Below are 24114 nucleotides of genomic sequence, written 5' to 3'. Positions count from 1 at the left end.
TCCGGTCAGCCGACCGAGCCCTCGAGGCTGATGCCGATCAGCTTCTGCGCCTCGACCGCGAATTCCATCGGCAGCTGCTGGATGACGTCCTTGACGAAGCCGTTGACGATCAGCGCGATCGCCTCTTCTTCCGGGATGCCGCGCTGCATGACGTAGAACTTCTGGTCGTCGGAAATCTTCGAGGTGGTCGCCTCATGCTCGAACTGCGCCGTCGAATTCTTGGCTTCCATGTAGGGCACGGTGTGCGCGCCGCACTGGTCGCCGATCAGCAGTGAATCGCAGTTGGTGAAGTTGCGGGCGTTGGTCGCCTTGCGGTGGGCCGAGACCTGGCCGCGATAGGTGTTCTGCGAAAAGCCGGCGGCAATGCCCTTGGAGATGATGCGGCTCGACGTGTTCTTGCCGAGATGGATCATCTTGGTGCCGCTGTCGACCTGCTGATAGCCGTTGGAGACCGCGATCGAATAGAACTCGCCGCTGGAATCGTCGCCGCGCAGGATGCAGCTCGGATATTTCCAGGTGATGGCGGAGCCGGTCTCGACCTGCGTCCACGAAATCTTCGAGCGATGGCCGCGGCAGTCGCCGCGCTTGGTGACGAAATTGTAGATGCCGCCCTTGCCCTCGGCGTCGCCGGGATACCAGTTCTGCACCGTCGAATATTTGATCTCGGCATCGTCGAGTGCGATCAGCTCGACCACAGCGGCGTGAAGCTGGTTCTCGTCGCGCTGCGGCGCTGTGCAGCCTTCGAGATAGGAGACGTAAGCCCCCTCCTCGGCGATGATCAGCGTGCGCTCGAACTGGCCGGTGTTCTTCTCGTTCATGCGGAAATAGGTCGACAGTTCCATCGGGCAGCGCACGCCCTTGGGGACGAAGACGAAGGAGCCGTCGGTGAACACCGCCGAATTCAACGTTGCGTAGAAATTGTCGGAGGTCGGCACGACCGAGCCGAGATATTTCTTCACCAGCTCCGGATGCTCGCGGATCGCTTCCGAGATCGAGCAGAAGATGACGCCGGCCTGCGCCAGCTCCTTCTTGAAGGTGGTGACGACGGAGACCGAATCGAACACCGCGTCGACAGCGACACGGCCCGACTTGTAGACATTGTCGCTGGCTTCCTCGAGCTCCGAGGCATCGGTCTTCTGCACGCCGGCGAGGATCTCCTGTTCCCTGAGCGGAATGCCGAGCTTCTCGTAGACCTTCAGCAGTTCGGGATCGACGTCGCTGAGCGAGGTCGGTCCGGGCGTGCTCTTGGGCGCCGCGTAATAGTAGAGGTCCTGAAAATCGATCTTGGGATAGTGGACGCGCGCCCATTTCGGCTCGTCCAGCGTCAGCCAGCGGCGATAGGCTTCCAGGCGCCATTCCAGCATCCAGGACGGCTCGTCCTTCTTCGCCGAAATGAAGCGGATAATGTCTTCGCTCAGGCCCTTGGGGGCCTTGTCCATCGCGATTTCGGTCTGGAATCCGTATTTATACTGGTCGACATCGATCTTTCGAACTCGATCGATCGTCTCCTGCACAGCAGGCATCAGCGTTCTCCATCCACGCCGGGGTCAAGGCCCGGCAGTTTTCAAACTATGGCACCGCCAACCAGCACCCTTTGGGCACCCGAAGCGGCGTAAGTTTCATATAGTGCGTTCATGCCGGAAATTCACCCGGCCAAATGCAAACGCACGGCTCTACCAGGCCGTAAGGCCCAAATGTCACGTTGCCGCGCTCAGGCGGCCTTTTCCCTGTTTGCCCGCCGCGCGACGATCGTCGCCAGCGCCGAACGGAACAGCTCGATGTCTTCAGCGCCGGTCGCGTGACCGATCGACACACGCAACGCGCCAAGGCTGTCGCCATAACCCATGGCCTTCAGCACGTGACTAGGCCCGACCTTGCCCGATGAACAGGCCGATCCGGCCGACAGCGCCACACCGGCCAGGTCGAAGGCGATCTGCGCCGTCTCGGCCTTGATGCCGGCAATAGCGAAGAATGTGGTGTTGGCAAGCCTTGGCGCGCCGGTCCCGAAGAATTCGGCATCCGGAACCAGCGTTTTCACGATCGCCTCGATTTCGTCGCGACGTTGCCGCACCGCTTCGATCGTTTGCAACCCGGCAAGCGCCTCACGCGCCGCCGCGCCAAACCCGGCAATCGCCGCCAGGTTTTCGGTGCCGCCGCGATGGCCCTTTTCCTGGCCGCCGCCGATGACCAGCGGCTTCGGCATCATCAAGTCCGACGCCGCGACAATGGCACCGACGCCCTTGGGGCCGCCGATCTTGTGCGACGAGAGAATCAAATAGTCTGCGTAACCCGCTGACATATCGAGCGGAATGCGGCCGGCCGCCTGCACCGCATCGACAACCAGGATGCCGCCCGCCGCCTTGACGATTTCGGCAATGCGGCCAACCGGCTGGATCACGCCGGTCTCGTTGTTGGCGGCGTGGATCGCCACCAACGGCAAGCCGTCGGCCTTGTCATGCGCATCGAGCGCTGCCGCCAAGGCGTCGAGCCTGACGATGCCGTCGGCGTCGACGCCGATCCGTGTCACCCGCGCCGCAGGGAAGCGCCCGCCATTCAGCAGGCAGGGATGATCGGCCTCGGACACGTAAAGCCGGCTCATGCGGACGGCGCCGCGCCCCATCTGCCAATCCGGGGTCAGCAGCGTCGAGGCCGCTTCCGTAGCGCCAGAGGTGAACACGACATGCTCGGCTTTGGCGCTGACCAGTCGCGCCACCTCGCGCCTGGCATCCTCGATCAGCCGCCGTGCAGCGCGGCCCTCGGCATGGACCGAGGACGGGTTGGCGGCGATGTCGAGCGCAGCGACCACGGCCGCACGCGCCGAGGCAAGCAGCGGCGCGCTGGCGTTGTAGTCGAGATAGGCGCGAGCTCCGGCCATTTCCGTCCAACTGGTCCCTTCAAAAGCCGTTCCGCGAAGATAGCGCGTTATTTCCTTGAAATTGCAAGGCAAGACGTCCTATTTACGCGGCTTGCGGCGCGGGTGGCCGAGCCACAATTTTTTGGCCGCCCAGTTTTGAACAATTCTAAACTAGCTTCTAGAAAGACGCCCGCCCTGCGTCAAGGCCTAGGGAAGACTGGGGCCTAGGGAAGACTGGGGCCAGAGGAAGAGTTGTTCCGGGCGCCGCGCAGTTTATGCCAAGTGGAGTATTTCATGCCTGAGGTCATTTTTACCGGTCCGGCCGGCCGCCTGGAGGGTCGCTATCAGCCCTCGAAGGAAAAGAGCGCGCCGATTGCCATCGTCCTGCACCCGCACCCCCAGTTCGGCGGTACGATGAACAACAAGATCGTCTACGACCTCTTCTACATGTTCCAGAAGCGCAATTTCACCACGCTGCGCTTCAATTTCCGCGGCATCGGCCGCAGCCAGGGCGAATTCGACCACGGCACCGGCGAGTTGTCCGACGCCGCCGCGGCGCTCGACTGGGTGCAGTCGCTGCATCCGGACTCCAAGAGCTGCTGGGTCGCCGGCTATTCGTTCGGCTCGTGGATCGGCATGCAGCTTCTGATGCGCCGGCCCGAGATCGAAGGCTTCATCTCGATCGCGCCACAGCCCAATACCTATGATTTCTCGTTCCTGGCCCCCTGCCCGTCGTCCGGCCTGATCATCCATGGCGACGCCGACAAGGTCGCGCCGCCAAAGGACGTGCAGGGCCTGGTCGACAAGCTGCACACGCAAAAGGGCATTACCATCACCCAGAAGACCTTGCCCGGCGCCAACCATTTCTTTGCCAACCATGCGGAGCTTTTGATCGAGGAATGCGCGGACTATCTCGATCGCCGGCTGGCCGGGGAGCTGTCCGACCCACGGCCGAAGCGGCTGAGATAGTCGGGGAACGAAAATGTACCAGCCGCCTCACTTCCAGGAAACCCGGCAGGACGTCCTGCACGGGCTGATCCGGGCGCATCCGCTTGGCCTGCTGGTCTCGAATGGAGCCGAGGGGCCGGTCGCCAACGCAATTCCCTTCCTGCTCGATGCCGCCTCCCTGCTCAACGTGGATGTGCCGCCGAACGGCAGGCTGCGCGCGCATCTGGCCAGGGCCAATCCGCAATGGCGGCTGTTGGCCGACAATCCGCTGGCGCCCGTGCTGGTCGTCTTCCAGGGCGCCGACGCCTATGTGACGCCGTCCTGGTACGAGACCAAGCGTGAAACCGGCAAGGTTGTGCCGACCTGGAACTATGCCATCGTCCAGGTGCGCGGCATCGTCAAGGTGATCGAAGACCAGGATTGGTTGGCCGAGCAGATTTCCGATCTGACGATGTCGCAGGAGGGCAATCGCGCGGCGCCGTGGGCGGTGACCGATGCGCCGGCTCCCTTCATCCAGTCGCAGATCAAGGGCATTGTCGGCCTGGAGATCGCGATCACCGAAATCAGCGGCAAATGGAAAGTCAGCCAGAACCGGCCGACCGCCGACCGCGTCGGCGTCGCCGAGGGGCTCGCAAGCGAGACTGCCAGTTCGGCCGACATGGTCCGGCTGGTACGATCCTATGGCGGGCTGGACGGCAAGTAATCTCGACCGGTCTCAGGCCGGTTGCGGGCTCAATCGACCTTGGTCATCGCCGCCTTGCGCTCGTTGGCGATCAGCCAGAGATTGCGGATATAGATCAACAGGCCCATGGCCTGGCCGGCGATGAACACCGGATCCTGACGCTGGATGGCGTAGATCAGCAGCAGGCCGCCGCCGAACAGCGAAAAAAACCAGAAGGCGATCGGCACGACACTGCGCTTGGCCTTTTCCGACGCCACCCACTGCACCAGAAAGCGCATGGTGAAGAAGAACTGGGCGACGAAGCCGAGCAGAACCCAGGCATCGAATTGCTTGACGAAAACATCGTGAAGCCAGGTCGCCAATTCCTGAAGCACGTTACCCATGCCTGATTTCCTCTACTTTGGGCATTCTGCGGCGCCTGCGGCGCAGCCACCAGACGCCGGCAAGATCGAGCACGCCCTGCAGGCCGCGATCGAAGATGCCGTAATTCGATTTGCCGTGGCGGCGGGAGCGGTCGACGACGTCGCAATGGACGACGCGGTAGCCCTCCTGGATGACCAGCGCCGGAACAAAGCGGTGGGTGCCGTCGAAGAACGGCAATTTCCTCAAAATATCGGTATGGATCGCCTTGAGGCCGCAGCCGGTATCCCGCGTCTCGTCGTGCAGGATGGCCTTTCTCAGCCCGTTGGCGAAACGCGACGCCAGCTGCTTGATCTTGCTGTCGCGGCGCTTCAGACGCTGTCCCTGCGCAGCCCCGACGTCGGGACCAGCCTGCCGGAGCGCGTCGATCAACACTGGGATATAGCCGGGGTCGTTCTGGCCGTCGCCGTCGATGGTGGCGACGATATCGCCGCGCGCTGCCCAGGCGCCCGAGCGTACCGAGAGCGACTGGCCGGCGGATTTCGCATGCCTGAGATGGCGCAGCGGAAACGCGCGAAGCGCCGCCTGAGCGGCAAGCACCGAAGGCGTGTCGTCGGTCGAGCCATCGTCGACGACGATGACCTCGAAGTCGCGGCCGGCCATGGCAGCGCCGATCTCGTCGAGCAGAAGCGGCAGGTTCGCCGCCTCGTTCCGGCAAGGAATGACGATGGATATCTCCGGCATCTCGACTCTGTCACAGGATATGGCATTCGATCGATGCCGCGCGGTCCAGCGGATGAGCCCCGCTGGTGCGGCGCCTCATTACGCCAGCCGAAACGAGGACGCAAGCAGGCGCGCCGGAAGTGTAGGATGATCGCTTCAGGTTTGGATGGCCTCCCACGTTACCCGTTCCGGGGAGAGCCGCTTGTCTCGCGACGCGCGGCTCTCCCTTCTCCCCTTCTTGTGGGAGAAGGTGTCGCCGAAGGCGACGGATGAGGGGTGCTCCAGCTTGGCACCAACCGCGCTCTGTCCAGCACCCCTCAACCGTCTTGGCGCTGCGCGCCAATCCACCTTCTCCCACTGGGGGAGAAGGGAAGAGGGCGGATTCCACTTTTGCTGATCGCGCTTGAGTGCTAAACGCCCGCCTTCATGCATAGCCGAGCCACGTTCGGCCGGAAGCCTTTCAGGAAAGAAAAATGTCCGCCTTCAAATCCGATTTCCTGCGCACGATGAGCGAGCGCGGTTTCATCCACCAGACCTCGGACGATGCCGCCCTCGACCAGCTTTTCGCCACGGAAACGGTGAGCGCCTATATCGGCTTCGACGCTACCGCCAGGAGCCTGCATGCCGGGTCGCTGATCCAGATCATGATGCTTTACTGGCTGCAGCAGACCGGCCACCGGCCAATCGCTTTGATGGGCGGCGGCACCTCGATGATCGGCGATCCGTCGTTCAAGGACGAGGCGCGCAAGCTTTTGACGCCGCAGGACATCGAGAACAATCTGGCCGGCATCCGCCGCAACTTCATGCCCTACCTCAAATTCGGCAGCGGCCCCAACGACGCCGTCATGATCAACAATGCCGACTGGCTGATGGATATCAACTACGTCAATTTCCTGCGCGATGTCGGCAGGCATTTTTCGGTCAACCGCATGCTGGCCTTCGATTCGGTCAAGCTCCGGCTGGATCGCGAGCAGTCGCTGTCGTTCCTCGAATTCAACTACATGATCCTGCAGGCCTACGACTTCGTCGAGCTCTACAAGCGCCTCGGCTGCCGGCTGCAGATGGGCGGCTCCGACCAGTGGGGCAACATCGTCAACGGCATCGATCTCGGCCACCGCATGGAAAGCGCGCAGCTTTATGCGCTGACGACGCCGCTGCTCACCACTTCGTCCGGCGCCAAGATGGGCAAGTCGGCCTCGGGCGCGGTCTGGCTCGATGCGGAGATGTTGAGCCCGTACGAGTTCTGGCAATATTGGCGCAATACCGAGGATGCCGATGTCGGCCGTTTCCTGAAGCTCTACACGACCCTGCCGCTCGCCGAGGTCGCGCGCCTCGAACGGCTCGGCGGCTCGGAGATCAACGAGGCCAAGAAGATCCTCGCCACCGAAATCACCGCCATGCTGCATGGCCGCGAGGCGGCGGAGGAGGCCAGCGAAACGGCGCGTAAGACGTTCGAAGAAGGCGCGCTCGCCGAAACACTGCCGACTGTCGAGGTGAGCAGGGCGGATCTTGAAGTCGGCGTCGGCATATTGTCGCTGTTCGTGACCGCCGGGCTGGCTGCGTCCAACGGCGAGGCAAGGCGGCATATCCAGGGCGGCGCCGTGCGCCTCAACGACCAGCTCGTAGCCGACGATCGCAGGATGGTGACGCTGCAGGATCTTGGCCCGGAAAACGTGGCAAAGCTGTCCCTCGGCAAGAAGAAACACGTTCTGGTGCGGCCGGTTTGACGCGCAACCGTTGGTGCCGGCGGGACAGCGCCCCCCTCTGTCCTGCCGGACATCTCCCCCACAAGGGGGGAGATCGGCTTTCGCGCCGGCTTTCGCCAATCTACAACGTTGCAGGAAGAGCGCAGCGTGGAAGCTGCCAATCTCCCCACTTGTGGGGGAGATGTCCGGCAGGACAGAGGGGGGCGCGAAGGATCACGACAGAGCGTCGGTGTTCACCCGCCTACCCTGCCCGCCTACCCTGGCCGCCTCAACGATACTCGAAGATCAACCGGAATATCCCGGGCGCGATCACCGATAGCGGATTGACCTCCAGGTTGGGCTTGTTGGCGTTGCCCTTGAGCCTGTAGGTGACGCCGATCAGGCCGCGGTCGCGGCCGTTGCCGAGCAGCGCGCCGATCAGCGGCAGTTCGCCGAAGATGCGGTTTACGCCGTAGGCCGGCATGAACGTGCCGGTGATGTCCATATTGTTGTTCTGGTCGTAGAGCGTGCCCTGGAAGGTGGTGCCGATGCGCGAGCCGCGCAGCACGCCGTTGCGCAGCTTCAGATAGCCGCTGCCCTTCTCGATTTCGCTGAAACCGCGCTCGAACTTCACCCTCGACGTGTCGAGATTGCCTTTGACCGCCTCGTTGAGGCTACGGCTGTCGCCAGCCGGCGTCGTCGACACGATCGAGGCGAGCTTCGGCTCGTTGACGATAAAGAAGTTCTTGGCGTCGACCTGGCCTTTCATCGGCCCGTCGCCGGCCCCGGTGAGTGCCAGCGTGATCGAGCCGCCTTCCATGTGCTCGTAGATGTTAAGGAAGCGCAGTATGGCACCGGCATCGGCCGACTTCATGTTGAGCGCGCGCAGGCCGCCGCCGGTCGTATTGCTGATGGTGATCGCGGCTCCCGAATCTGCCGTGGCGCTCACCTTGAGCCCGTTCACCCTGGAGCCGGCGGCGCTGTAGTCGAGCTTCAGATTCGATAGCACCTCGTCATGGAAGCCGGTCAGGGAACTGACGTCGGCGCTGACCGAGATCGTATCGACGCCGGTGGTCTTGGTGGCGGTGTCGACGTCGGACGTGAATTGCTTGATCAGCGAGCGTGCGTCCAGCGCGCTGCCGCTAACCTCGACCGCATAGGCCTTGCCCGACCGCTTCACCGAGACGGCGACGTCGTCGCCCCTGTTCAACGTGACCTTGCTGAACCGGGCCGAGGACAAGGCGCCGTTGACCAGCACCGCGCTGCCGTCGATGGAGAAGGTCTTGCCGTCGAGTTCGAAATTGGACAGCGTCGTGGTGTCGCCGGTCTTCGCCATGGCGAAGGTGACCTTGGCGGGGATGCCGGGGCCCTTGCTCCAGCCGGCCCAGGGAATGTCCAGCCTGGCATTGGTCAGGTCGGCCGACACGTTCTGGTTGCCGGTGCCGCTCTTGTCGATCGCCACCTTGATGGTTCCGGAAAGCAGCGTCGACAGGCCAGGCATGGCGGTGGCGCGGGTCTTGTCGTCGAGCACCAGCGCTACTTTACGACTGCGCGGCGGGCCGCCATCCCTGAGCGGCTCGATCAGGTCGAGCTCGGCCGGAATGCCGTTGAGCAGCGCCTTGGCCGAGATCACCGCCCGGTCGGGTGCGACGGTGATCGAGCCGTCGGCATGGCTGACCGTCTGGCCCTCGAACGGCTTGGCCAGCGACAGGTCCTTGTAGTCGAGCGCCACCAGCCAATCGAGTTTGGAGGAGTCGACGCCGGACTGCAGCGGAATATCGGCCTTGACGTGGCCGGTCACCGTGCCGGACAGGTCGTCCGGCAGCAGGCCGACATGGCGCATGGCGTTGATCGGGTCATAAGATGCCAGTTCGGCGATCGCCGGCGCCTCGCCGGCGACATCGATGTCGAGCGCGCCGATCACCGGCGGATGGTTCGCCGCCTTGACGGTGAGCGTGCCGTTGCTTGCCGCCACGGTACGGCCGCTCGGCATATAGACGCTGCCCGAGGACAGCGCGACGTCGACGTCGTTGCCGTGGAAGCCGACGACGCCGACGGCATCGCGGATCGGCGGAATACGGCCGGCCGTGTCGAAGCGCGATCCTTCAACCTGGAATCGGCCGAAGACTTCATCGGCGGAAAGCGGCACGCCGTTGCCGAGCCGTCCGGGTACGACCTGGAATTGCAGGCTGCCATCGACGACGCGGCCGCCGAACAGGTTCTTAAGCACCCACAGCCTGGCATTGCGCGCCGAAAACCACGGCCATAATTGCTTGACGTGCGAGACCGGCATGTCGTGGACATTGAGCGCCACCGAAATGCCCGGCGCCTGGTTGGCGACGAATGAAACCGAAGCCGTGCCCAGCACTTCGCTGCCCGGTCCGGACCGGACGCCGATCTGCTCGGCGACCAGCTTTTGGCTCGTCGGCTGGTAGATGCCGGCAATACGGGCAATGAAGCTGAGCGCCGGTTCCGGCGAATCCGACGGCGCCAAGGTCGAACCGTCGCTGGTCAGGTCGTAGCGATAGGATGGCTCCTCGCCCGCTGTGCCGGTCGCCGGCTTCGGCCCGATCGAACCGGCAAAATCGAAGGTCGAGCGGCCGGTCTTCACCAGCAATCCGTCGACCTGGATCTTGTTCGAACCGGCGACGAGCGTTGCATCGAGATCGACGTCGGCCGGAAGCAGGCCGCGCGAACCGAGATCGAGCACCGATCCGGTCAGCGACAGGGCAGCGGTCAGCCGCGAGCCGTTGTCGCCGGCCGCTTCCGACCCCGCCAGCTTCAAGGCGATTGCGCCCAATTTGCCACCTGCAGCCGCAGTGTCGGCGTCGGCCGCCTGGATGCTGGCGTCCAGCGTGGTGATGCGTCGCGTCGCCGGATCGCGGGTGGCGGAAGCGGCGATGGTGAGCGCCCTGCCGTCGACATCCGCGTCGGATGAAAACTCCATGCTTCCCGGTCCCGACTGCGACACGGAGGCGTCGGCGATGGTGACCGACTTGACCGATCCGGTCTCGGGCAGTGCCAGCTCGACGTTGCGCAGATCGATCTGGCGCACCGAATCCTCGCGCACCGCATCGAGCGCGCGGTTGACGTTGGCGAAGACGGCGACGGAAAGTTTTTCCGGATCGATGAGACCGTCCTGGTTGCGCAGCCCGGCCGTCCAGTCGCCACCGGACGGCATTGCCGCCATGACGATGTGCGCGTCGGAAATCCGGGCGCTGGTGAGCCGCACCTCGCCCGAAAGCAGCGGGATGAGCCGGATGCCGAAGCGGACCCGGCCGGCATCGGCCATCGGTTTGCCGTCGGCGGTCTTGAGGCTGACGTCGCTGACCTGCAGCGCAATGAAGCTCGACCCGTCAAGCGTCAGCCGGGCCGGCCCGACGGCAACATCGACATCGAAGCCGGCCAATTTCTCGATTGCCGTCTCGGCTTCCGCGCGAAGCCGCTCCGAGCCGAAGCCGGACACGCCGATCGCATAGACGCCGGCCGCAGCCAGCAGCACAAGGGCGACAAGGCCGGCAAACAGCCGCGCCATCAAACGAACGCCGCGACCGATCGACGCCTGGCCGAGCGGCGGGACGCGGCACGCGGACGGAAAGGTCCCCAGGTCGGTGATCTCGTCACGCCTGAACCTGATCTTCTCGTGCTGCGGTAGCTCCTGATCCACGCAATCTTCCGTTGAAACGAATTCGATCGTGGACGAATCCCCGCTCGACATTATATCGATGCAGCCTGGCGCGTAACCTCAAACAAGGGCATCGGTATGGCTGACCTCGACGTGGGCGATGTTGCGCCGCAATTCGATCTTCCGCGCGACGGCGGCGGTTCACTCAGCCTCGCCGCACTGCTGGGAAAACCCATCGTACTCTATTTCTACCCACAGGACGACACCACAAGCTGCACCAGCGAGGCGATCGGCTTTTCGCAGTTGAAGCCGGAGTTCGAAAAGGCCGGCGCTGTCGTCATCGGGCTGTCGCCGGACAGCGTCAGGAAGCACGACAAGTTCAAGGCGAAATACGATCTGAGCATCGACCTGGTCGCCGACGAAGAGCGCAAGGTGATCGAGGCCTACCATTTGTGGGTCGAAAAGAAGCTCTACGGCCGCATTTATATGGGCGTCGAGCGGGCGACGTTCCTGATCGGCCGGGACGGACGCATCGCCAGGATCTGGCGCAACGTCCGCGTCAAAGGCCACGCCGAAGCGGTGCTGGAGGCGGTTCGCGCCCTTTGAGAGCTGCGGCATGCCGCTGCAATTCGATGCCCGTTTTGCGCGAATACCTTTGCCCGTCGTTCGGTCCGGCAAAACTTTGTTAACCCTAATAATGTGTAATCAGGCTCGTCGTTGGTGTCGTAACGAAAGCTTGGTCCCGTGAACGTAGCCAGTCAGTCAGCGGTCTTCGGCAGACGCAGAGAGCCCCACACCGTCATCATCGCCCGGGGCGACCAGATAAGGCATTTCACCATACGTCCGTGGCTGGCCGCATTTTGCGGCTCGGCGCTGGCGGCGATCGTCATTGGCTACCTGCTGGCGACCTCCTATCTGGTGCTGCGCGACGACCTGATCGGCGCCACGACGGCGCGGCAGGCGCGCATGCAGCAGGCCTATGAAGACCGCATCTCGGCATTGCGCGGCCAGGTCGACCGCATCACCAGCCGCCAGCTTCTCGATCAGCAGCTGATGGAAACCAAGGTCAGCGAGTTGCTGGAACGGCAGAGCCAGCTCAGCCTGCGTCACGGCCGCCTCGGCCCGATCCTCGAACGAGCCGAAAGCGAGGTCGCAACGCCGCCCGTGCCGACGGCAAAGCCGGGCGAACATGCCGACGCGACCGGCAGCATCCAGCCGATGGCCTATTCCGTCGCCAGCCTTGCTGCCCCCCTTGCCAGCAACGACACCAGGCCGTTCTCGCTGTGGTCGACCCGCGCCGATCCGCTGCCGAGCGAAAGCGCGGCCGACCGGGCAGACAAGCTCTTCGTTTCGATCAACAACTCGCTGAAGGCCATCGAGAGCCAGCAGCTCACCCGCATCGCGGCACTTGCCGACAATGCCTACAAGAGCGCCGACGCGATCTCGCAGGCGCTCGAGGCCGCCGGCCTGCCGGTCGACAGCGAATTCGAAAAGAGCGACGTCGGCGGCCCGCTGATACCGCTCGACAGTTCGTTGGTCTTTGACAGCAAGGTCAAAGAGTTGGACGAGGCGCTTGACGCGCTGGATCATCTGAAAAAGGAGGCGCGCCGGCTGCCGCTCGCCAACCCCGCCCCCGGCCATAGCGTCACCAGCCCGTTCGGCGTGCGCACCGACCCCATCCTCGGCACGGCCGCCTTGCATTCCGGCATGGATTTCAGGGCGCCGGTCGGCATGCCGGCCAAGGTCACGGCAGCCGGCGTCGTCGTCAAGGCCGGCTGGAACGGCGGCTACGGCCGCATGGTCGAGGTCGACCACGGCAACGGTTTTGTGACGCGTTACGGACATCTCAGCAAAATCGACGTCGCCGTCGGCCAGAAGCTCGATGCCGGGGACATCATCGGCAAGACCGGCAACAGCGGCCGCTCGACCGGCCCGCATCTGCACTACGAGGTTCGCCACAATGGCGAGGCGATCGACCCGCTGCGGTTTTTGACCGTCGGCAAGAAGGTCGAGCGGTATCTCTAGGAGCCGGGCTGCTCCTCAGACGACCCAGCAATTGAGCGGCATCGGGCCGGCGCAGCCAGGCCAAGGCGGCCTCACCTAAGTATCCTCGGGCGATCGCCCTTCGCTCTATTCTCCCCAGCAGACATTCGGCTCCAGCCCTTGAGGGCCTCTGCCCCACAGCGTTGACTCCGACGCAGTTGTAGGATGATATGTATAAGCCTATGCCTTAGTCCAGCAGGCTTGTAATGACCGTTCATGGTATCCCGCCTGAAATTCTGAATGCTCTGGAGGGCGCTGTCGGACAAAGCGGCGTGACCGCCGACGCTGCCGGCATGGCGAAATACCTTTTGGACTGGTCCGGGGATCATCGCGGCGGAGCCCTTGCGGTGCTGAAGCCTGCTTCCGTCAGCGAAGTCCAGGCTGTGGCGCGGCTCTGCGGCACGCTCGGGCTCGGAATCATCCCACAGGGCGGGAACACGGGGCTGGTGGCGGGTGCAATCGACATCGACTCCCGTGGCGCGGTGGTCGTCAGTCTGGAGCGGTTGAACGGCATCCGTCTCGTCGACGCCGACAATTTCGTCCTGCAGGCCGATGCCGGCTGCATCCTGCAGCACATCAAGGATGCGGCAGAAGCAGAGGATTGCCTGTTTCCGCTGGCGCTCGGCGCGCAGGGAAGCTGCCAGATCGGCGGCAATGCGGCCAGCAATGCCGGCGGCACCAACGTGCTGCGCTATGGCATGGCGCGCGATATCATCCTCGGCCTCGAAGTCGTCCTGCCCGACGGCGAGTTGTGGAGCGGCTTTTCCGGCCTGCGCAAGGACAATCGAGGCTACGACCTGAAGCAGCTCTTCATCGGCAGCGAAGGAACGCTCGGCATCATCACCGGCGTCGAGCTCAAGCTGTTTCCGAAACCGGCCCGGGTCGAGACCGCTTATCTCGGTCTCGTTTCGTTCGAAGCGGCCATCACCCTGTTCCGGCAGGCTCGCCGGGCCTCATCCGATCTGATTTCGGCCTTCGAGATCATTGGATCGGAGTGCATCGCGCTCGCGCGCTTGATCGATGCCAACATCGTTTCGCCGGTCGAAGCTCCCGTCCACGTGCTGATCGAACTCTCCGCAAGTGCTACGGTCGATCTGCGCTCCATGCTGGTCGATTTCCTGGCCGGAGCCATTGAGAGCGGTCTGGTTGCCGAGGCCGTCCTTGCTGAAAGCGTCGCACAGGCCAGGGCCTTCTGGGCGATCCGCGAAGGGCTGGTCGAGGGCCAGGCAAGACGCGGCTACCATGTGCGCACCGACCTTGCGGTCAGGATATCGGACATCCCTGCCCTCATCGATCAGGCCCGCCAATTCGTGGCGCTGGAACATCCAGGCTGGCTGCCGCAGGCCTATGGCCATGCCGGCGACGGCAACGTCCATTTCAACGTCCTGCCACCGCTTGGGCTCGCCGAGGGTGAAGCTCGTGCCCAGGGCGCGGAGATCACCGCCGGACTCTACCAGATCGTCGGCGCGCTTGGCGGCTCGATCAGCGCCGAGCACGGTATCGGCCGCACCCGTCATCGCACTTTCTGGGCCGGCCTGGCGCCTGCCCATCGCCGGCTCATCACGGCCCTCAAAACAACGATCGACCCTCAGGGGTCAATGAATCCCGGCTGCCTGCTGCCACCAATGGAGACCTTTCCATGAAGCAAAGACTGGCCGCTATCGGCACGGTCGAGGCGCTGCCGCATCGCGTCGCCGCGTTCCTCAGCCGCGAGATCGAATCCGGCGAGCTCAATCCGGGCACGCGGCTGCCGACCGAGCAGCAGCTCTCGGAAAAATTCGGCGTCAGTCGCAATGTGGTGCGCGAGGCGATCGCTCAACTCAGGGCCGATGGCATGATCGAAGCCCGGCAAGGCGTCGGCGCCTTCGTGCTGGCGCCGGAGCAGCGCGCGTCGATCCGCATCGATGGCGAGGCGCTGAAAGCGACCGGGAATATGGAGCGGCTGTTCGAGCTGCGTTGCATACTGGAAGCCGAGTCAGCTGCGCTCGCCGCCGAACGGCGCGGACAGGAGCACCTCGACGCAATCAAGGCGGCGCTAGACCGGATGAGCGGCGAGGAGCGCTGGGAAGAAGGCAGCATCGACGCCGACCTTTTGTTCCATCGCGAGATCGCGCGGGCGACCGGCAACAATTACATCCACACCTTTATCTCCTTCGTTTGCGAGCAGATCCGCCGTTCGATCCACTACGCGCGCCTCACCAATCCGCTGCACGACCTGATCGAAGTCAATGTCGGGGAGCATGTGCGCATCTACGAGGCGCTGGTCGCGGGCGATCCCACGGCCGCCGAGGCGGCGATGCGCGCCCACATCGTCGGCGCCGCCGACCGCGTCGGCGTCAAGCTGCCAGCATCGCGCGCCGCGCACAGCACAGGGAGGTAGCCATGCCGGTCGGAGGCGCATATGCGATTTCGGACGTCTGCCTGCTCGTCGAAAATATCGAGCGGACGGTTGAGTTCTACGTCGAGAAACTCGGCTTTCGCCTGCGGCGCCGCGCCGAGGGCTTTGCCGACTTTCATGGCGAGGGCGTCACGCTGGCGGCGTGGGAGATCGACCACATCAACCGGCACACCGGCGTCTCGAAATTGAGGTCGCCGCGCCAGGCGCACAAGGTCTGCGTTGCGGTCAGGCTAGACGCGCCCGGCGAGATCGACCGGCTCCATGGCGAACTGGCAGCCAAGGGCGTGCCCTTCTACGGCCCGCCGGAGGATTATGTCTGGAACGCGCGCTGCGCATATTTCACCGATCCCGACGACACGCTTTGGGAACTATACGCCTGGCTCGACGGCGGCCCCGGCGACTATCACGACGAACAGCCGTAGACGACGCCGCGCCACGGGAACGGCGCGCAATGAAGAGACGGAACGTCTTGCAACAGGAGCGAAAAATGAGTGGGAACAGAGACTACGACATGAACCGCCGCAGCTTCGTGAAAGCCGGCTTCGCCGCCGTCGCGGCAGCTTCGGCCGGAATGCAGCTCGTGCTGACGCCGGGCGCCAAGGCTGCCGGAAAGGTCGTCATCCAGTATGATTGGCTGATGTCCAACGGACAGATCGGCGACATCGCCGCGGTCGCCACCGGCTATTTCAAGGACGCGGGCCTCGAGGTGGAATTCAGCCCGGGCGGTCCCAATGCGGCAACGGTGCCGCCGGTGATTTCGGGCGCCGCACAACTCGGCCAGTTTTCCGAAACGCCGCAGCTCTACGCGGCGCGTGCCAGCGGCGTGCCGGTGAAGATCATCGCCTGCGGCTTCCGCACCGGTCCCTATGCCTTCACTTCGAAGCCTGCCAAGCCGATCCGCGGCGTGGCCGATCTCAAGGGAAAGAAGATCGGCATCCAGCCGACGGCGCGCTTCGTCATCGATGAGATCCTGGCCAAGAACGGCATTGATCCGTCCGAGGTCACCGTCGTCAATGTCGGCTTCGACAAGGCGCCGCTGGTGCGCGGCGACGTCGACGCGATTGGCGGATGGATCACCAACACCCAGGCGCTGAGCGTCGTCGGCGACGACAGGATCGATCTTCTGGTGCGCGACCTCGGGCTGAACTCCTATGCCGACGTCTATTTCGCTACCGACACCGCGATCGAACAGGATGCGGAAACGCTGGCGAAATTCATCGGCGCCGTCGCCAAGGGCTGGGGCTGGGTGCACGCCAATCCGCAGGAAGCAGTCAAGAAGATGGTCGAAGCCTATCCAGAAATGGACCTTGGCTGGGAGCAGAAGACGATCAATCTGGTGCTGAAACTCTCCTTTGACGGTGCAACCGCCAAGGACGGATGGGGAACCTTCGATCCCGCCTCGATCGAGGAGCAGCTGGCGCTGCTGGACAAGGTCGGCCAATACCCGAACGGCCGGCCCGCGGCAGCCGATGTCTACACCACCAAGATACTCGAATTGTCGGCCGCCGACCGACCCAAGCTCGACGCGCCCGCCGCTTGATGGCGAAGGCGATCGAGGCCCGCAGGCTGGATGTCGGCTATAGCGGCCGGCAGCCGGTGGTGAAAGTGCTCTCCGGTCTCGACCTGTCGGTCGAGGCCGGCTCCTTCCTGTCGATCCTTGGACCTTCGGGATGCGGCAAGTCGACCCTGCTCCGCGTAGTCGCGGACCTGCTCGATCCGCTCGGCGGCTCGATCACCGTGCTTGGCGACACACCGCATGCTGTCCGTTCGCGGCGCGATGTCGGTTTCGTCTTCCAGGACTCGACCCTGCTGCCCTGGCGCACCGTGCGCGACAACGTCCGCCTGCCGCTCGATGTCGGACAAGGCCGGCTTACCCGGACAATAGACGATCGAACCGACGAGCTGCTTGATCTGATGGGGCTTGCCGGGTTCGGTGAGCGTCTGCCGCACCAATTGTCCGGCGGCCAGCGCCAGCGCGTGGCGATCGCCCGGTCACTGCTCGGGCAACCCAGGCTGCTTTTGATGGACGAGCCCTTCGGTGCGCTGGACGAGATCACCCGCGACCGCCTCAACGACGAGCTTTTGTCGTTGTGGCGGCGCACCGGCGCGACCATCCTTTTCGTTACTCATTCGATCGCCGAAGCCGCCTATCTCGGAGAACGGGTCATCGTTCTCGCCGCCAATCCGGGCCGCCTGGCCAGAGACCTCGACATGCGGCCGTTCAAGCAGGCAGGCAACCGCTGTTCGCGCGAGGATCCGGCGATCGTTGCCGCGATGGCCGAACTGCGCGGCGCGCTGGAACAGGCCTCATGAGGCAGGCGCCCTTGCCATCGGCGCTGGCCGTCGCCCTGCCCGTTTTTGGCGCGGCCTCGATCCTGCTCGCCTGGCAGTTCCTGCTGCCATGGCTCGGCGTGCCGGCCTATATCGTACCGACGCCGACGGCCATATCAGGCGTGTTCCGGAAGAGTCTTGCTTTGCTACTCAGCAATCTCTGGCCGACGCTGATCGAGGCGCTGGCGGGATTTGTCATCGGCAATTTTGCCGGTGTGCTGCTGGCGGTGCTGTTCGTGCACAGCCGCATCCTGCAGGCCGCCTATTTTCCGATCGTGCTGTTCTTCAACACCATCCCCATCCTGGCGCTGTCGCCGATCATCATCCTGATCTTCGGGCTCGGCATGACGCCGAAGATCGTGATCGCGGCGGTGATCTGCTTCTTCCCGACGCTGGTCAACATGATTCGCGGGCTGGACTCGGCCAGCGACAACGAGCACGAACTGTTCCGGGTGCTATCGGCTACGCGCTGGGAGATCTTCTGGAGCCTGCGCCTGCCAAGAGCATTGCCGATGCTGTTCTCCTCGCTGAGAATCGCTTCGGCCACGGCCGTGATCGGCGCCATTGTCGGCGAGTGGATCGGGTCGGATAAGGGCCTCGGCGCGCTCATCATCCAGGCGACCTTCAACTATCAGTCGGACCGGCTCTATGCGGCGATCGTGCTGTCGTCGTCCTTGTCGATCGCGATGTTCGCAATCGTGGTTCTGCTGGAGCGCCGTGCCATCCGCTATTGACCATTCCGTCGAGCGGTCATCCGCCAGGCGCGGGCTGTAAATTTATTTTTGAATTCCATTTGACTGAATAAATCTTCAGTGCCAGTCTGGCCTCTCTCGAGGGCGCAAGGCATGGCACTGCGGGGAACCAATCAGGAGTTCGGGCGGCCGTATAATCGGCGCATCGTGCTCGAATCCATCCGCCTTCACGGGCCGATCGCCCGCGGCGACATTGCCAGGCGGGTCGGGCTCACCGTGCAGACGGTGTCGACCATCGTTCGCGAGCTGGAAGAGCACGGTTACGTGCTGTCGCTGCGCGAAGAGCCCAAGGGGCGCGGCCTGCCCCCGGCAACGCTGCGGATCAATCCGGAAGGCGGCTATGCCGTCGGCATTCACGTCACCCCGCTGGGCATCAATGCCGCGCTGATCAACCTCAGCGGCGATGTCATCGAGAGCAGCTACCGCGAGGCCCCAAATGCAACGCCCGACCACGCCTTCGAGCTGATCGGCGCCATGGTACTCGAATTGACAGCACTGCGGCCCGGTGGCCGCGTCCTCGGCATCGGCATGGCGTTGCCCGGGCCGTTTGGCGTGGAGTCCATGAGCTTTGTCGGTCCGACCACCATGACCGGCTGGAAGGATGTGGCGCTGCGCGAGCGGCTGGCCGCCTCGACCGGGCTGCCGGCCTTTTTCGAAACCGACATGGCGGCGGCTGCCATCGGCGAGCGCCTCTATGGCCTCGGCACGGCCTATTCCGAATATTACTATCTCTATTTCGGTGTCGGCCTCGGCGGCGTCATGGTGCATGACGGAGCCGCATTGCGCGGCGCCTGGGGCAATGCCGGCGAAATCGGCCACATTCCCGTGGTGCCGGGCGGCGAGCCCTGCCCGTGCGGCAATCGCGGCTGCCTCGAACGGTATCTTTCGCTCGAGGCGCTGCGGCGCCGCAACGTCGCCGACGCCGACTGGGTGAGCGAGATCGCGCCGATCTTCCGCAACGCCATCACCATCATCGAAAACCTGTTCGACCCCGAAACCATCATCCTTGGCGGGCTGGCGTCCACCGACCTGCTCGAAAGACTGGCCGGCGCAGCTGCGCACCTGCCCAACTCGGTCTCGGCGCGAAGCGACCGCACGACGCCCCGCGTCAGCGTCGCGCGCGGCGGCCAGCATGCGGTGTTGCGCGGCGCCGCAGCGCTTGCCGTCTCAGGGGTGCTTTCGCCACGCTTCGGCCAGATCTTCACCGCCGAACGCGAACGCGGGCGGGATCTCTTGCATAACAAGGGGATCGCGGCATGAGCGAACCCCTGCTGGTGCTCGATAACGTTGCCAAGAATTACGGTGCCATCGAAGCACTGAAAGGCATCAGCTTTTCTATCGGCAAGGGCGAAGTGGTGGCGCTGCTCGGCGACAACGGCGCCGGCAAATCGACGCTGGTCAAGATCATTGCCGGCGGGCTCGAGCCGACCTCCGGCCGCATGCTGTTCGAAGGCAAGGAATTCCTCGCCAAATCCCCCGCCGAGGCCAAGGCCGCGGGGATCGAGACCGTCTACCAGGACCTGTCGCTTTGCACCAATGTCGACGTGGTCGCCAATTTCTTCATGGGCCGCGAGATCACCAGGAAGGTTCTCGGCATTCCGGTGCTCGACGAGCGCGCCATGGAGCAGGTGGTGCAAAAGGCGTTGGCCAGCGCCGGCACCCGCATTCCCTCGCTTCGCACCAATGTCGAGCACCTCTCCGGCGGTCAGCGGCAGGCCATCGAGCTCAACCGATTCGTGCATTTTGGCGGCAAGTTGGTGCTTCTCGACGAGCCGTTCGCAGCGCTCGGCGTCGAGCAGACGCGGCGCGGCCTCGACATGATCCGCCAGGTGGCGAGCCAGGGTATCGGCGTCGTCATCATCACCCATATCATGCAACAGGCCTTCCAGGTCGCCGACCGGATCGTGGTGATCCGGCAAGGCGTCGTGGCTGGCGATGTCGCACGCAGCAAAACAAGTCCCGACGCGGTGATCAACATGATCACCGGAGAGACGCTTGCCGGTGCCGGACCGGCGAGCTGAGGGACAAATGAGGGGTCCGGCGCAAGAGGAGCGAACGACATGAAGAAAATACTTCTTTCCGTCTTCGGTATCCTGGCACTGGCCTTTGCCACGCTCACGCCGGCATTCGCTCAGTCCAAGGGCACCGTCTACTACATGGTGCCGACACTGCTCGATGAGTTCCAGACCGGCTCGGTGAGCGCGCTGGAATTGTTCCTGAAGCAGGTCGGCTACGAGATGAAGACGCTGAACGCCGACAACAAGACCGACGCTCAGCAATCGCAGATGAACGACGTCATCGCGCTGAAGCCGTCGGCGATCATCCTTGCCGCCGTCGATTTCAATGCGTTGAAACCGTCGATCGAGGCCGCCCGTGCCGCCGGCATCCCGGTCGTCGAGTTCGACCGCCAGATCACCTCGACGCCTTCCGACTTCACCTCGGTGGCCGGAACCGTCGAGATCGGCTACGTCGCCGCCGATCAGGCGCAAAAACTCCTGACCGCGAAGAACGGCTCGGTGAAAGGCAAGATCCTGCAGGTGCTCGGCGATCCGGGCGACCCCTACACGCTCGACATCCAGAAGGGTTTCGAGGAGAAGATGAAGGCGTTCCCGGACGTCAAGATCATCTCGCTGCCGGCCATGCAATGGGCGGCGGATGCAGCCGGGACCATCGTCAACGACCAGCTGCTCGCCAACCCCGACATCGACCTGATCTTCAGCCACGCCGCGCATCTTTCGGTCGCTGCCGTCGCCTCGCTCGAGGCCGCCGGCAAGAAACCGGGCGACGTCATGCTGATGAGTTCGAACGGTGCTCCGGTCGGCCTCGACCTGATCCGCAAGGGCTGGCTTAATGTCGAAGTCGAGCAGCCGCTCTACGCCCAGGCCGCAGCGGTCGCCATGTTCATGGACAAGGTGGTCAACAAGCAGGAGATCAAGCCCGGCGAATATGATGTGCTTGGCCTGAAATCGACCCTGACCAAGGAAGCGTGGGGGCCGAACATCAAGATCCCCGGCGCTGCGATCACCAAGGAAAATGTCGATAACCCGGCCTTCTGGGGCAACATGAAGCCGCCGACCGAAACCATAAAGCCGGTCGAATAGCGAACTCGCCAGAAGCTCCGGGCCACGCAGGCCCGGAGCCCAGCCCTGCAGCCCGGTGCGTTCAAACGGACGCGCACGGGAACGTTGCAGCAATTTTCAACCGCGCCTGATCTTTCCGACGACCGAGTGGTTCTTCGGGTCATGCGCCAACCGGATCCGCAGATGAACCCCCGCACGCGCCAAACCCTCGAGTTCATCCTCGACAATCTTGTCTGGTTCATGCTGGTCTTCGTGCTGGTGGTCTTTTCCATCCTCATCCCGAACTATTTTCAGCTCGGCATCTTCGCCAACATCATCGAGGCCTCGAGCGTGCTCGGCGTCATGTCGATCGGCCTGGCGCTGGTCATCATCGCCGGCCATATGGACCTATCGGTCGAATCGGTGGCGGCGCTCAGCGCCATGGCGGTCGGCATCCTGTTCTGCTCGTCGGGCATCGGCCTTGGCATCCAGTTGCAGCCGCAATGGCTGATGGTTCCGGTTTCACTGCTCATCGCGCTTGCCGTCGGCGGCATAATCGGCGCCTTCAACGGCTATCTGGTGGTCAGGGTGAAGATGAGCGCCTTCATCATCACGCTGGCCTCCTACATCTGGGTGCGCGGCCTGGTGCTGGTCATCTCCGGTGGCCGCTCGGCACAAGACCTTGCGCCGGCAATCCGCTGGTTCGGCATCCAGCGCCTGGGCGGCCTGCCGCTGACTGCCTGGATCGCCATTGCGTGCTTCGTGGTGTTCTCGCTGATCATGGCCAAGACGCCCTTCGGCAGGCACCTGGTCATGATCGGCGGCAACGAGACGGCGACGTTCCGCGCCGGCATCCGCGTCAACCGCAACCTGGTCATAGCCTTCGTTCTGGCCGGCGCCATCGCCGGCCTTGCCGGCTGGCTGCTGGCAATCCGCACCTCCGGCGCCACCGCCAATCTCGGCGTCGGCCTGTTGTTCAACGCCTTCGCCGCGGTCGTCATCGGCGGCGTCAGCCTGAAAGGCGGCGTCGGCACCTTGCCCGGCGTCTATGCCGGCGTGCTGCTGCTCTCGGCCATCAATACGGCGATTAATTTGATGGGCCTGCCGGCCAACTTCACCCAGGTGATCCACGGCCTGCTCGTCCTCGCCGCCGTGCTGCTCGACGCCTTCAAGCAAACCATCCGCCAGAGGCTCGCATGACCGGCCGACCGCAAACCGGTAGACTTTTCGGTAAGGTGGCGCTGATCATCGGTGCGGCCCGCGGCATCGGCAAGGCGATCGCACAGCGCTTTGCCGAGGAGGGCGCGAAGCTCGTTTTGGCCGATACCGAGGTTGAGGCCGGGCAAGCGACTGCGGACGAGCTCGGCGCCGCTTTCATACGCACCGACATTTCACAGATGGCCGATGCGCAAGCCGCCGTGGCGCTGGCGCTGGCGCATCACGGCCGGCTCGACATCATGGTCCAGAATGCCGGCATCTATCCCTGGCAATTGCTGGAAAACACCAGTCCCGACGATTGGGACCGGGTCATGGCGGTGAATTTGCGCGGCAGCTTTGTCGCCGCACGCGCGGCGCTGGTGCCGATGAAGGCACAGCGTTTTGGCCGCATGCTGTTCACCTCCTCGATCACCGGCCCGCATGTCACCAGTCCCGGCCACGGCCATTATTCGGCGACCAAGGCCGGCATCAACGGGCTGATCCGTTCGGCTGCGCTCGAATTCTCCGGCTACGGCATCACCGTCAACGGCATCGAGCCCGGCAACATCCTCACCGAAGGCATAGAGCAGCATCGCGGTGCGGCCTTCATCAAGAACATGGAAGACGCCATCCCGCTCGGCCGCCTCGGCAGCCCGCGCGACGTGGCCAACGCCTTCCTGTTCCTGGCCTCGGATGACGCCAGCTACATCACCGGCACGACCATCATCGTCGACGGCGGGCAGCTTTTGCCCGAGGGCAAGGATTTCCGGCTGCTGCCGCCATGATCGTCGATTTCGGCGGCGGTTTCTTCCTGCGCCGGGCGACCGCCGCCGATCGTGCAGCGCTTGCCGCAATCTGTCTCAAGACCGGCGACGCCGGCAAGGATGCCAGCGGCCGCGAGGACGACCCGGAACTGCTCGGTCTCCTCTACACCATTCCTTACCAGGTGCTCGAACCCGAACTGGCCTTCATAGTCGACAGCCCCTCAGGCGCCGCCGGCTATCTGCTTGGCGCAGCCGACACAGCTGCTTTCAATGCCAGCCTGGCATCGAACTGGTATCCCGACCTGCAGCGGCGCGTGACCGACCCCGGACCCGACAGCTCACGCTGGCGCGGCAGCGACTGGGCGCGGCACCGGATCCATCATCCCGATTTCGCTGTTCCGTCTGCAGTGGCCGCCTTTCCGTCGCACGGCCACATCGACCTGTTGCCGCAAGCGCGCGGGAAAGGCATCGGCAGGCGCGCGATGGAATTTCTCGAGCAGCGCCTTGCCGCGAGCGGCTCAACCGGCATTCACCTCGAGGTCATGCCGCAGAATGATGATGCGCGAAGGTTCTACAAGGCGATCGGGTTTGAGGTGGTGCAGGTGCCGAAGCGTTGTGTTTATGTGGCGAAACGGCTTGCTCAGGCTCCGGCGATTGCAGGCTGAGCTGCGGCAAGCAATCGCTCAAGTTGCA

The 24114-nt window shown here is 64.0% G+C and carries 22 protein-coding genes; 17 read left to right on the top strand and 5 right to left on the bottom strand.

Translation table 11 applies throughout. The features are described from left to right. Window positions 1–5 precede the first annotated feature (5 nt). Both sufB and NKG95_RS15185 read right to left on the bottom strand, forming a co-directional pair. Window positions 6–1523 (bottom strand): Fe-S cluster assembly protein SufB, encoded by a 1518-nt coding sequence (gene sufB / locus NKG95_RS15190; protein ID WP_023717358.1) that lies wholly within the window; start codon window positions 1521–1523, stop codon window positions 6–8. Between the two features lie 188 nt (window positions 1524–1711). Beyond that, window positions 1712–2875, bottom strand: coding sequence for a cysteine desulfurase family protein (locus tag NKG95_RS15185; protein ID WP_353041319.1), 1164 nt, complete (start codon window positions 2873–2875; stop codon window positions 1712–1714). Window positions 2876–3148: 273 nt separating this feature from the next. On the opposite strand from NKG95_RS15185, the gene NKG95_RS15180 reads away from it, so the two are divergent. Continuing rightward, window positions 3149–3823 (top strand): alpha/beta hydrolase, encoded by a 675-nt coding sequence (locus NKG95_RS15180; RefSeq protein ID WP_023717356.1) that lies wholly within the window; start codon window positions 3149–3151, stop codon window positions 3821–3823. A gap of 13 nt (window positions 3824–3836) precedes the next feature. Continuing rightward, complete coding sequence (locus NKG95_RS15175; protein ID WP_353041317.1) at window positions 3837–4505, top strand: FMN-binding negative transcriptional regulator; 669 nt, start codon at window positions 3837–3839, stop codon at window positions 4503–4505. Between the two features lie 29 nt (window positions 4506–4534). Here NKG95_RS15175 and NKG95_RS15170 read toward each other — a convergent pair whose 3' ends face one another. Next, window positions 4535–4867 carry a lipid-A-disaccharide synthase N-terminal domain-containing protein gene (locus NKG95_RS15170; protein ID WP_023674681.1) on the bottom strand — a complete coding sequence of 111 codons (333 nt, stop codon included), beginning with the start codon at window positions 4865–4867 and terminating at the stop codon, window positions 4535–4537. Next, window positions 4860–5588, bottom strand: coding sequence for a glycosyltransferase family 2 protein (locus NKG95_RS15165; protein WP_352717322.1), 729 nt, complete (start codon window positions 5586–5588; stop codon window positions 4860–4862). The genes NKG95_RS15170 and NKG95_RS15165 overlap by 8 nt, the downstream gene beginning before the upstream one ends. Before the next feature lie 452 nt (window positions 5589–6040). Here NKG95_RS15165 and tyrS point away from each other — a divergent pair, with 452 nt between their 5' ends. Beyond that, entirely contained in the window at window positions 6041–7294 is a 1254-nt protein-coding gene (tyrS, locus tag NKG95_RS15160) for a tyrosine--tRNA ligase (protein WP_353041315.1), read from the top strand. Between the two features lie 247 nt (window positions 7295–7541). On the opposite strand, the gene NKG95_RS15155 is transcribed toward tyrS, so the two are convergent. Beyond that, window positions 7542–10919, bottom strand: a complete 3378-nt coding sequence (locus NKG95_RS15155) for a hypothetical protein (protein WP_353041313.1) — start codon at window positions 10917–10919, stop codon at window positions 7542–7544. Window positions 10920–11015: 96 nt separating this feature from the next. Between NKG95_RS15155 and NKG95_RS15150 the strand changes: the two genes are divergently transcribed. The 14 genes from NKG95_RS15150 (at window position 11016) to NKG95_RS15085 (ending at window position 24086) form a co-directional block, all read left to right on the top strand. Further along, complete coding sequence (locus tag NKG95_RS15150; protein WP_353041312.1) at window positions 11016–11483, top strand: peroxiredoxin; 468 nt, start codon at window positions 11016–11018, stop codon at window positions 11481–11483. A 138-nt stretch (window positions 11484–11621) separates the two neighbouring features. Next, complete coding sequence (locus NKG95_RS15145; RefSeq protein WP_353041310.1) at window positions 11622–12902, top strand: M23 family metallopeptidase; 1281 nt, start codon at window positions 11622–11624, stop codon at window positions 12900–12902. A gap of 224 nt (window positions 12903–13126) precedes the next feature. Continuing rightward, window positions 13127–14563: an FAD-binding oxidoreductase gene (locus tag NKG95_RS15140; RefSeq protein WP_353041308.1), complete on the top strand. Its 1437-nt coding sequence runs from the start codon at window positions 13127–13129 to the stop codon at window positions 14561–14563. Further along, window positions 14560–15300: a FadR/GntR family transcriptional regulator gene (locus NKG95_RS15135; protein WP_353041307.1), complete on the top strand. Its 741-nt coding sequence runs from the start codon at window positions 14560–14562 to the stop codon at window positions 15298–15300. Before NKG95_RS15140 ends, NKG95_RS15135 begins: the two co-directional genes overlap by 4 nt. A 2-nt stretch (window positions 15301–15302) precedes the next feature. Beyond that, window positions 15303–15740 (top strand): VOC family protein, encoded by a 438-nt coding sequence (locus NKG95_RS15130; protein WP_023717347.1) that lies wholly within the window; start codon window positions 15303–15305, stop codon window positions 15738–15740. Window positions 15741–15829: 89 nt separating this feature from the next. Next, window positions 15830–16858 carry an ABC transporter substrate-binding protein gene (locus NKG95_RS15125; RefSeq protein ID WP_353005562.1) on the top strand — a complete coding sequence of 343 codons (1029 nt, stop codon included), beginning with the start codon at window positions 15830–15832 and terminating at the stop codon, window positions 16856–16858. Next, window positions 16858–17631: an ABC transporter ATP-binding protein gene (locus tag NKG95_RS15120; protein WP_352857127.1), complete on the top strand. Its 774-nt coding sequence runs from the start codon at window positions 16858–16860 to the stop codon at window positions 17629–17631. Before NKG95_RS15125 ends, NKG95_RS15120 begins: the two co-directional genes overlap by 1 nt. Continuing rightward, a complete protein-coding gene (locus tag NKG95_RS15115) occupies window positions 17628–18383 on the top strand; it encodes an ABC transporter permease (protein WP_023717344.1) in 756 nt (251 codons plus the stop codon). Before NKG95_RS15120 ends, NKG95_RS15115 begins: the two co-directional genes overlap by 4 nt. A 111-nt stretch (window positions 18384–18494) precedes the next feature. After that, entirely contained in the window at window positions 18495–19661 is a 1167-nt protein-coding gene (locus tag NKG95_RS15110; protein WP_352495338.1) for an ROK family transcriptional regulator, read from the top strand. After that, the gene (locus NKG95_RS15105) at window positions 19658–20422 is read left to right on the top strand and encodes an ATP-binding cassette domain-containing protein (RefSeq protein ID WP_352857132.1); all 765 of its coding nucleotides are present in this window, start codon (window positions 19658–19660) and stop codon (window positions 20420–20422) included. Before NKG95_RS15110 ends, NKG95_RS15105 begins: the two co-directional genes overlap by 4 nt. 39 nt (window positions 20423–20461) lie before the next feature. After that, entirely contained in the window at window positions 20462–21502 is a 1041-nt protein-coding gene (locus NKG95_RS15100) for a sugar ABC transporter substrate-binding protein (RefSeq protein ID WP_352571438.1), read from the top strand. 162 nt (window positions 21503–21664) lie between these two features. After that, window positions 21665–22660 carry an ABC transporter permease gene (locus tag NKG95_RS15095; RefSeq protein ID WP_353041304.1) on the top strand — a complete coding sequence of 332 codons (996 nt, stop codon included), beginning with the start codon at window positions 21665–21667 and terminating at the stop codon, window positions 22658–22660. After that, the gene (locus NKG95_RS15090) at window positions 22657–23442 is read left to right on the top strand and encodes an SDR family oxidoreductase (RefSeq protein WP_353041302.1); all 786 of its coding nucleotides are present in this window, start codon (window positions 22657–22659) and stop codon (window positions 23440–23442) included. The genes NKG95_RS15095 and NKG95_RS15090 overlap by 4 nt, the downstream gene beginning before the upstream one ends. Then, window positions 23439–24086: a GNAT family N-acetyltransferase gene (locus tag NKG95_RS15085; protein WP_353041301.1), complete on the top strand. Its 648-nt coding sequence runs from the start codon at window positions 23439–23441 to the stop codon at window positions 24084–24086. Before NKG95_RS15090 ends, NKG95_RS15085 begins: the two co-directional genes overlap by 4 nt. Window positions 24087–24114 lie beyond the last annotated feature (28 nt).

It is taken from the genome of Mesorhizobium sp. M1423 (assembly GCF_040317575.1).
GTDB lineage: Bacteria > Pseudomonadota > Alphaproteobacteria > Rhizobiales > Rhizobiaceae > Mesorhizobium.
The sequence above is the reverse complement of the archived record's forward strand: the minus strand, read 5'-3'. Positions and strand labels throughout refer to the sequence as shown.

What these genes read in the sequence shown, in the direction of transcription:
- sufB (WP_023717358.1), bottom strand. Translation starts at nt 1,523, where the DNA reads ATGCCTGCTGTGCAGGAGACGATCGATCGAGTTCGAAAGATCGATGTC.
- NKG95_RS15185 (WP_353041319.1), bottom strand. Translation starts at nt 2,875, where the DNA reads ATGGCCGGAGCTCGCGCCTATCTCGACTACAACGCCAGCGCGCCGCTG.
- NKG95_RS15180 (WP_023717356.1), top strand. Translation starts at nt 3,149, where the DNA reads ATGCCTGAGGTCATTTTTACCGGTCCGGCCGGCCGCCTGGAGGGTCGC.
- NKG95_RS15175 (WP_353041317.1), top strand. Translation starts at nt 3,837, where the DNA reads ATGTACCAGCCGCCTCACTTCCAGGAAACCCGGCAGGACGTCCTGCAC.
- NKG95_RS15170 (WP_023674681.1), bottom strand. Translation starts at nt 4,867, where the DNA reads ATGGGTAACGTGCTTCAGGAATTGGCGACCTGGCTTCACGATGTTTTC.
- NKG95_RS15165 (WP_352717322.1), bottom strand. Translation starts at nt 5,588, where the DNA reads ATGCCGGAGATATCCATCGTCATTCCTTGCCGGAACGAGGCGGCGAAC.
- tyrS (WP_353041315.1), top strand. Translation starts at nt 6,041, where the DNA reads ATGTCCGCCTTCAAATCCGATTTCCTGCGCACGATGAGCGAGCGCGGT.
- NKG95_RS15150 (WP_353041312.1), top strand. Translation starts at nt 11,016, where the DNA reads ATGGCTGACCTCGACGTGGGCGATGTTGCGCCGCAATTCGATCTTCCG.
- NKG95_RS15140 (WP_353041308.1), top strand. Translation starts at nt 13,127, where the DNA reads ATGACCGTTCATGGTATCCCGCCTGAAATTCTGAATGCTCTGGAGGGC.
- NKG95_RS15135 (WP_353041307.1), top strand. Translation starts at nt 14,560, where the DNA reads ATGAAGCAAAGACTGGCCGCTATCGGCACGGTCGAGGCGCTGCCGCAT.
- NKG95_RS15130 (WP_023717347.1), top strand. Translation starts at nt 15,303, where the DNA reads ATGCCGGTCGGAGGCGCATATGCGATTTCGGACGTCTGCCTGCTCGTC.
- NKG95_RS15125 (WP_353005562.1), top strand. Translation starts at nt 15,830, where the DNA reads ATGAACCGCCGCAGCTTCGTGAAAGCCGGCTTCGCCGCCGTCGCGGCA.
- NKG95_RS15120 (WP_352857127.1), top strand. Translation starts at nt 16,858, where the DNA reads ATGGCGAAGGCGATCGAGGCCCGCAGGCTGGATGTCGGCTATAGCGGC.
- NKG95_RS15115 (WP_023717344.1), top strand. Translation starts at nt 17,628, where the DNA reads ATGAGGCAGGCGCCCTTGCCATCGGCGCTGGCCGTCGCCCTGCCCGTT.
- NKG95_RS15110 (WP_352495338.1), top strand. Translation starts at nt 18,495, where the DNA reads ATGGCACTGCGGGGAACCAATCAGGAGTTCGGGCGGCCGTATAATCGG.
- NKG95_RS15105 (WP_352857132.1), top strand. Translation starts at nt 19,658, where the DNA reads ATGAGCGAACCCCTGCTGGTGCTCGATAACGTTGCCAAGAATTACGGT.
- NKG95_RS15100 (WP_352571438.1), top strand. Translation starts at nt 20,462, where the DNA reads ATGAAGAAAATACTTCTTTCCGTCTTCGGTATCCTGGCACTGGCCTTT.
- NKG95_RS15095 (WP_353041304.1), top strand. Translation starts at nt 21,665, where the DNA reads ATGAACCCCCGCACGCGCCAAACCCTCGAGTTCATCCTCGACAATCTT.
- NKG95_RS15090 (WP_353041302.1), top strand. Translation starts at nt 22,657, where the DNA reads ATGACCGGCCGACCGCAAACCGGTAGACTTTTCGGTAAGGTGGCGCTG.
- NKG95_RS15085 (WP_353041301.1), top strand. Translation starts at nt 23,439, where the DNA reads ATGATCGTCGATTTCGGCGGCGGTTTCTTCCTGCGCCGGGCGACCGCC.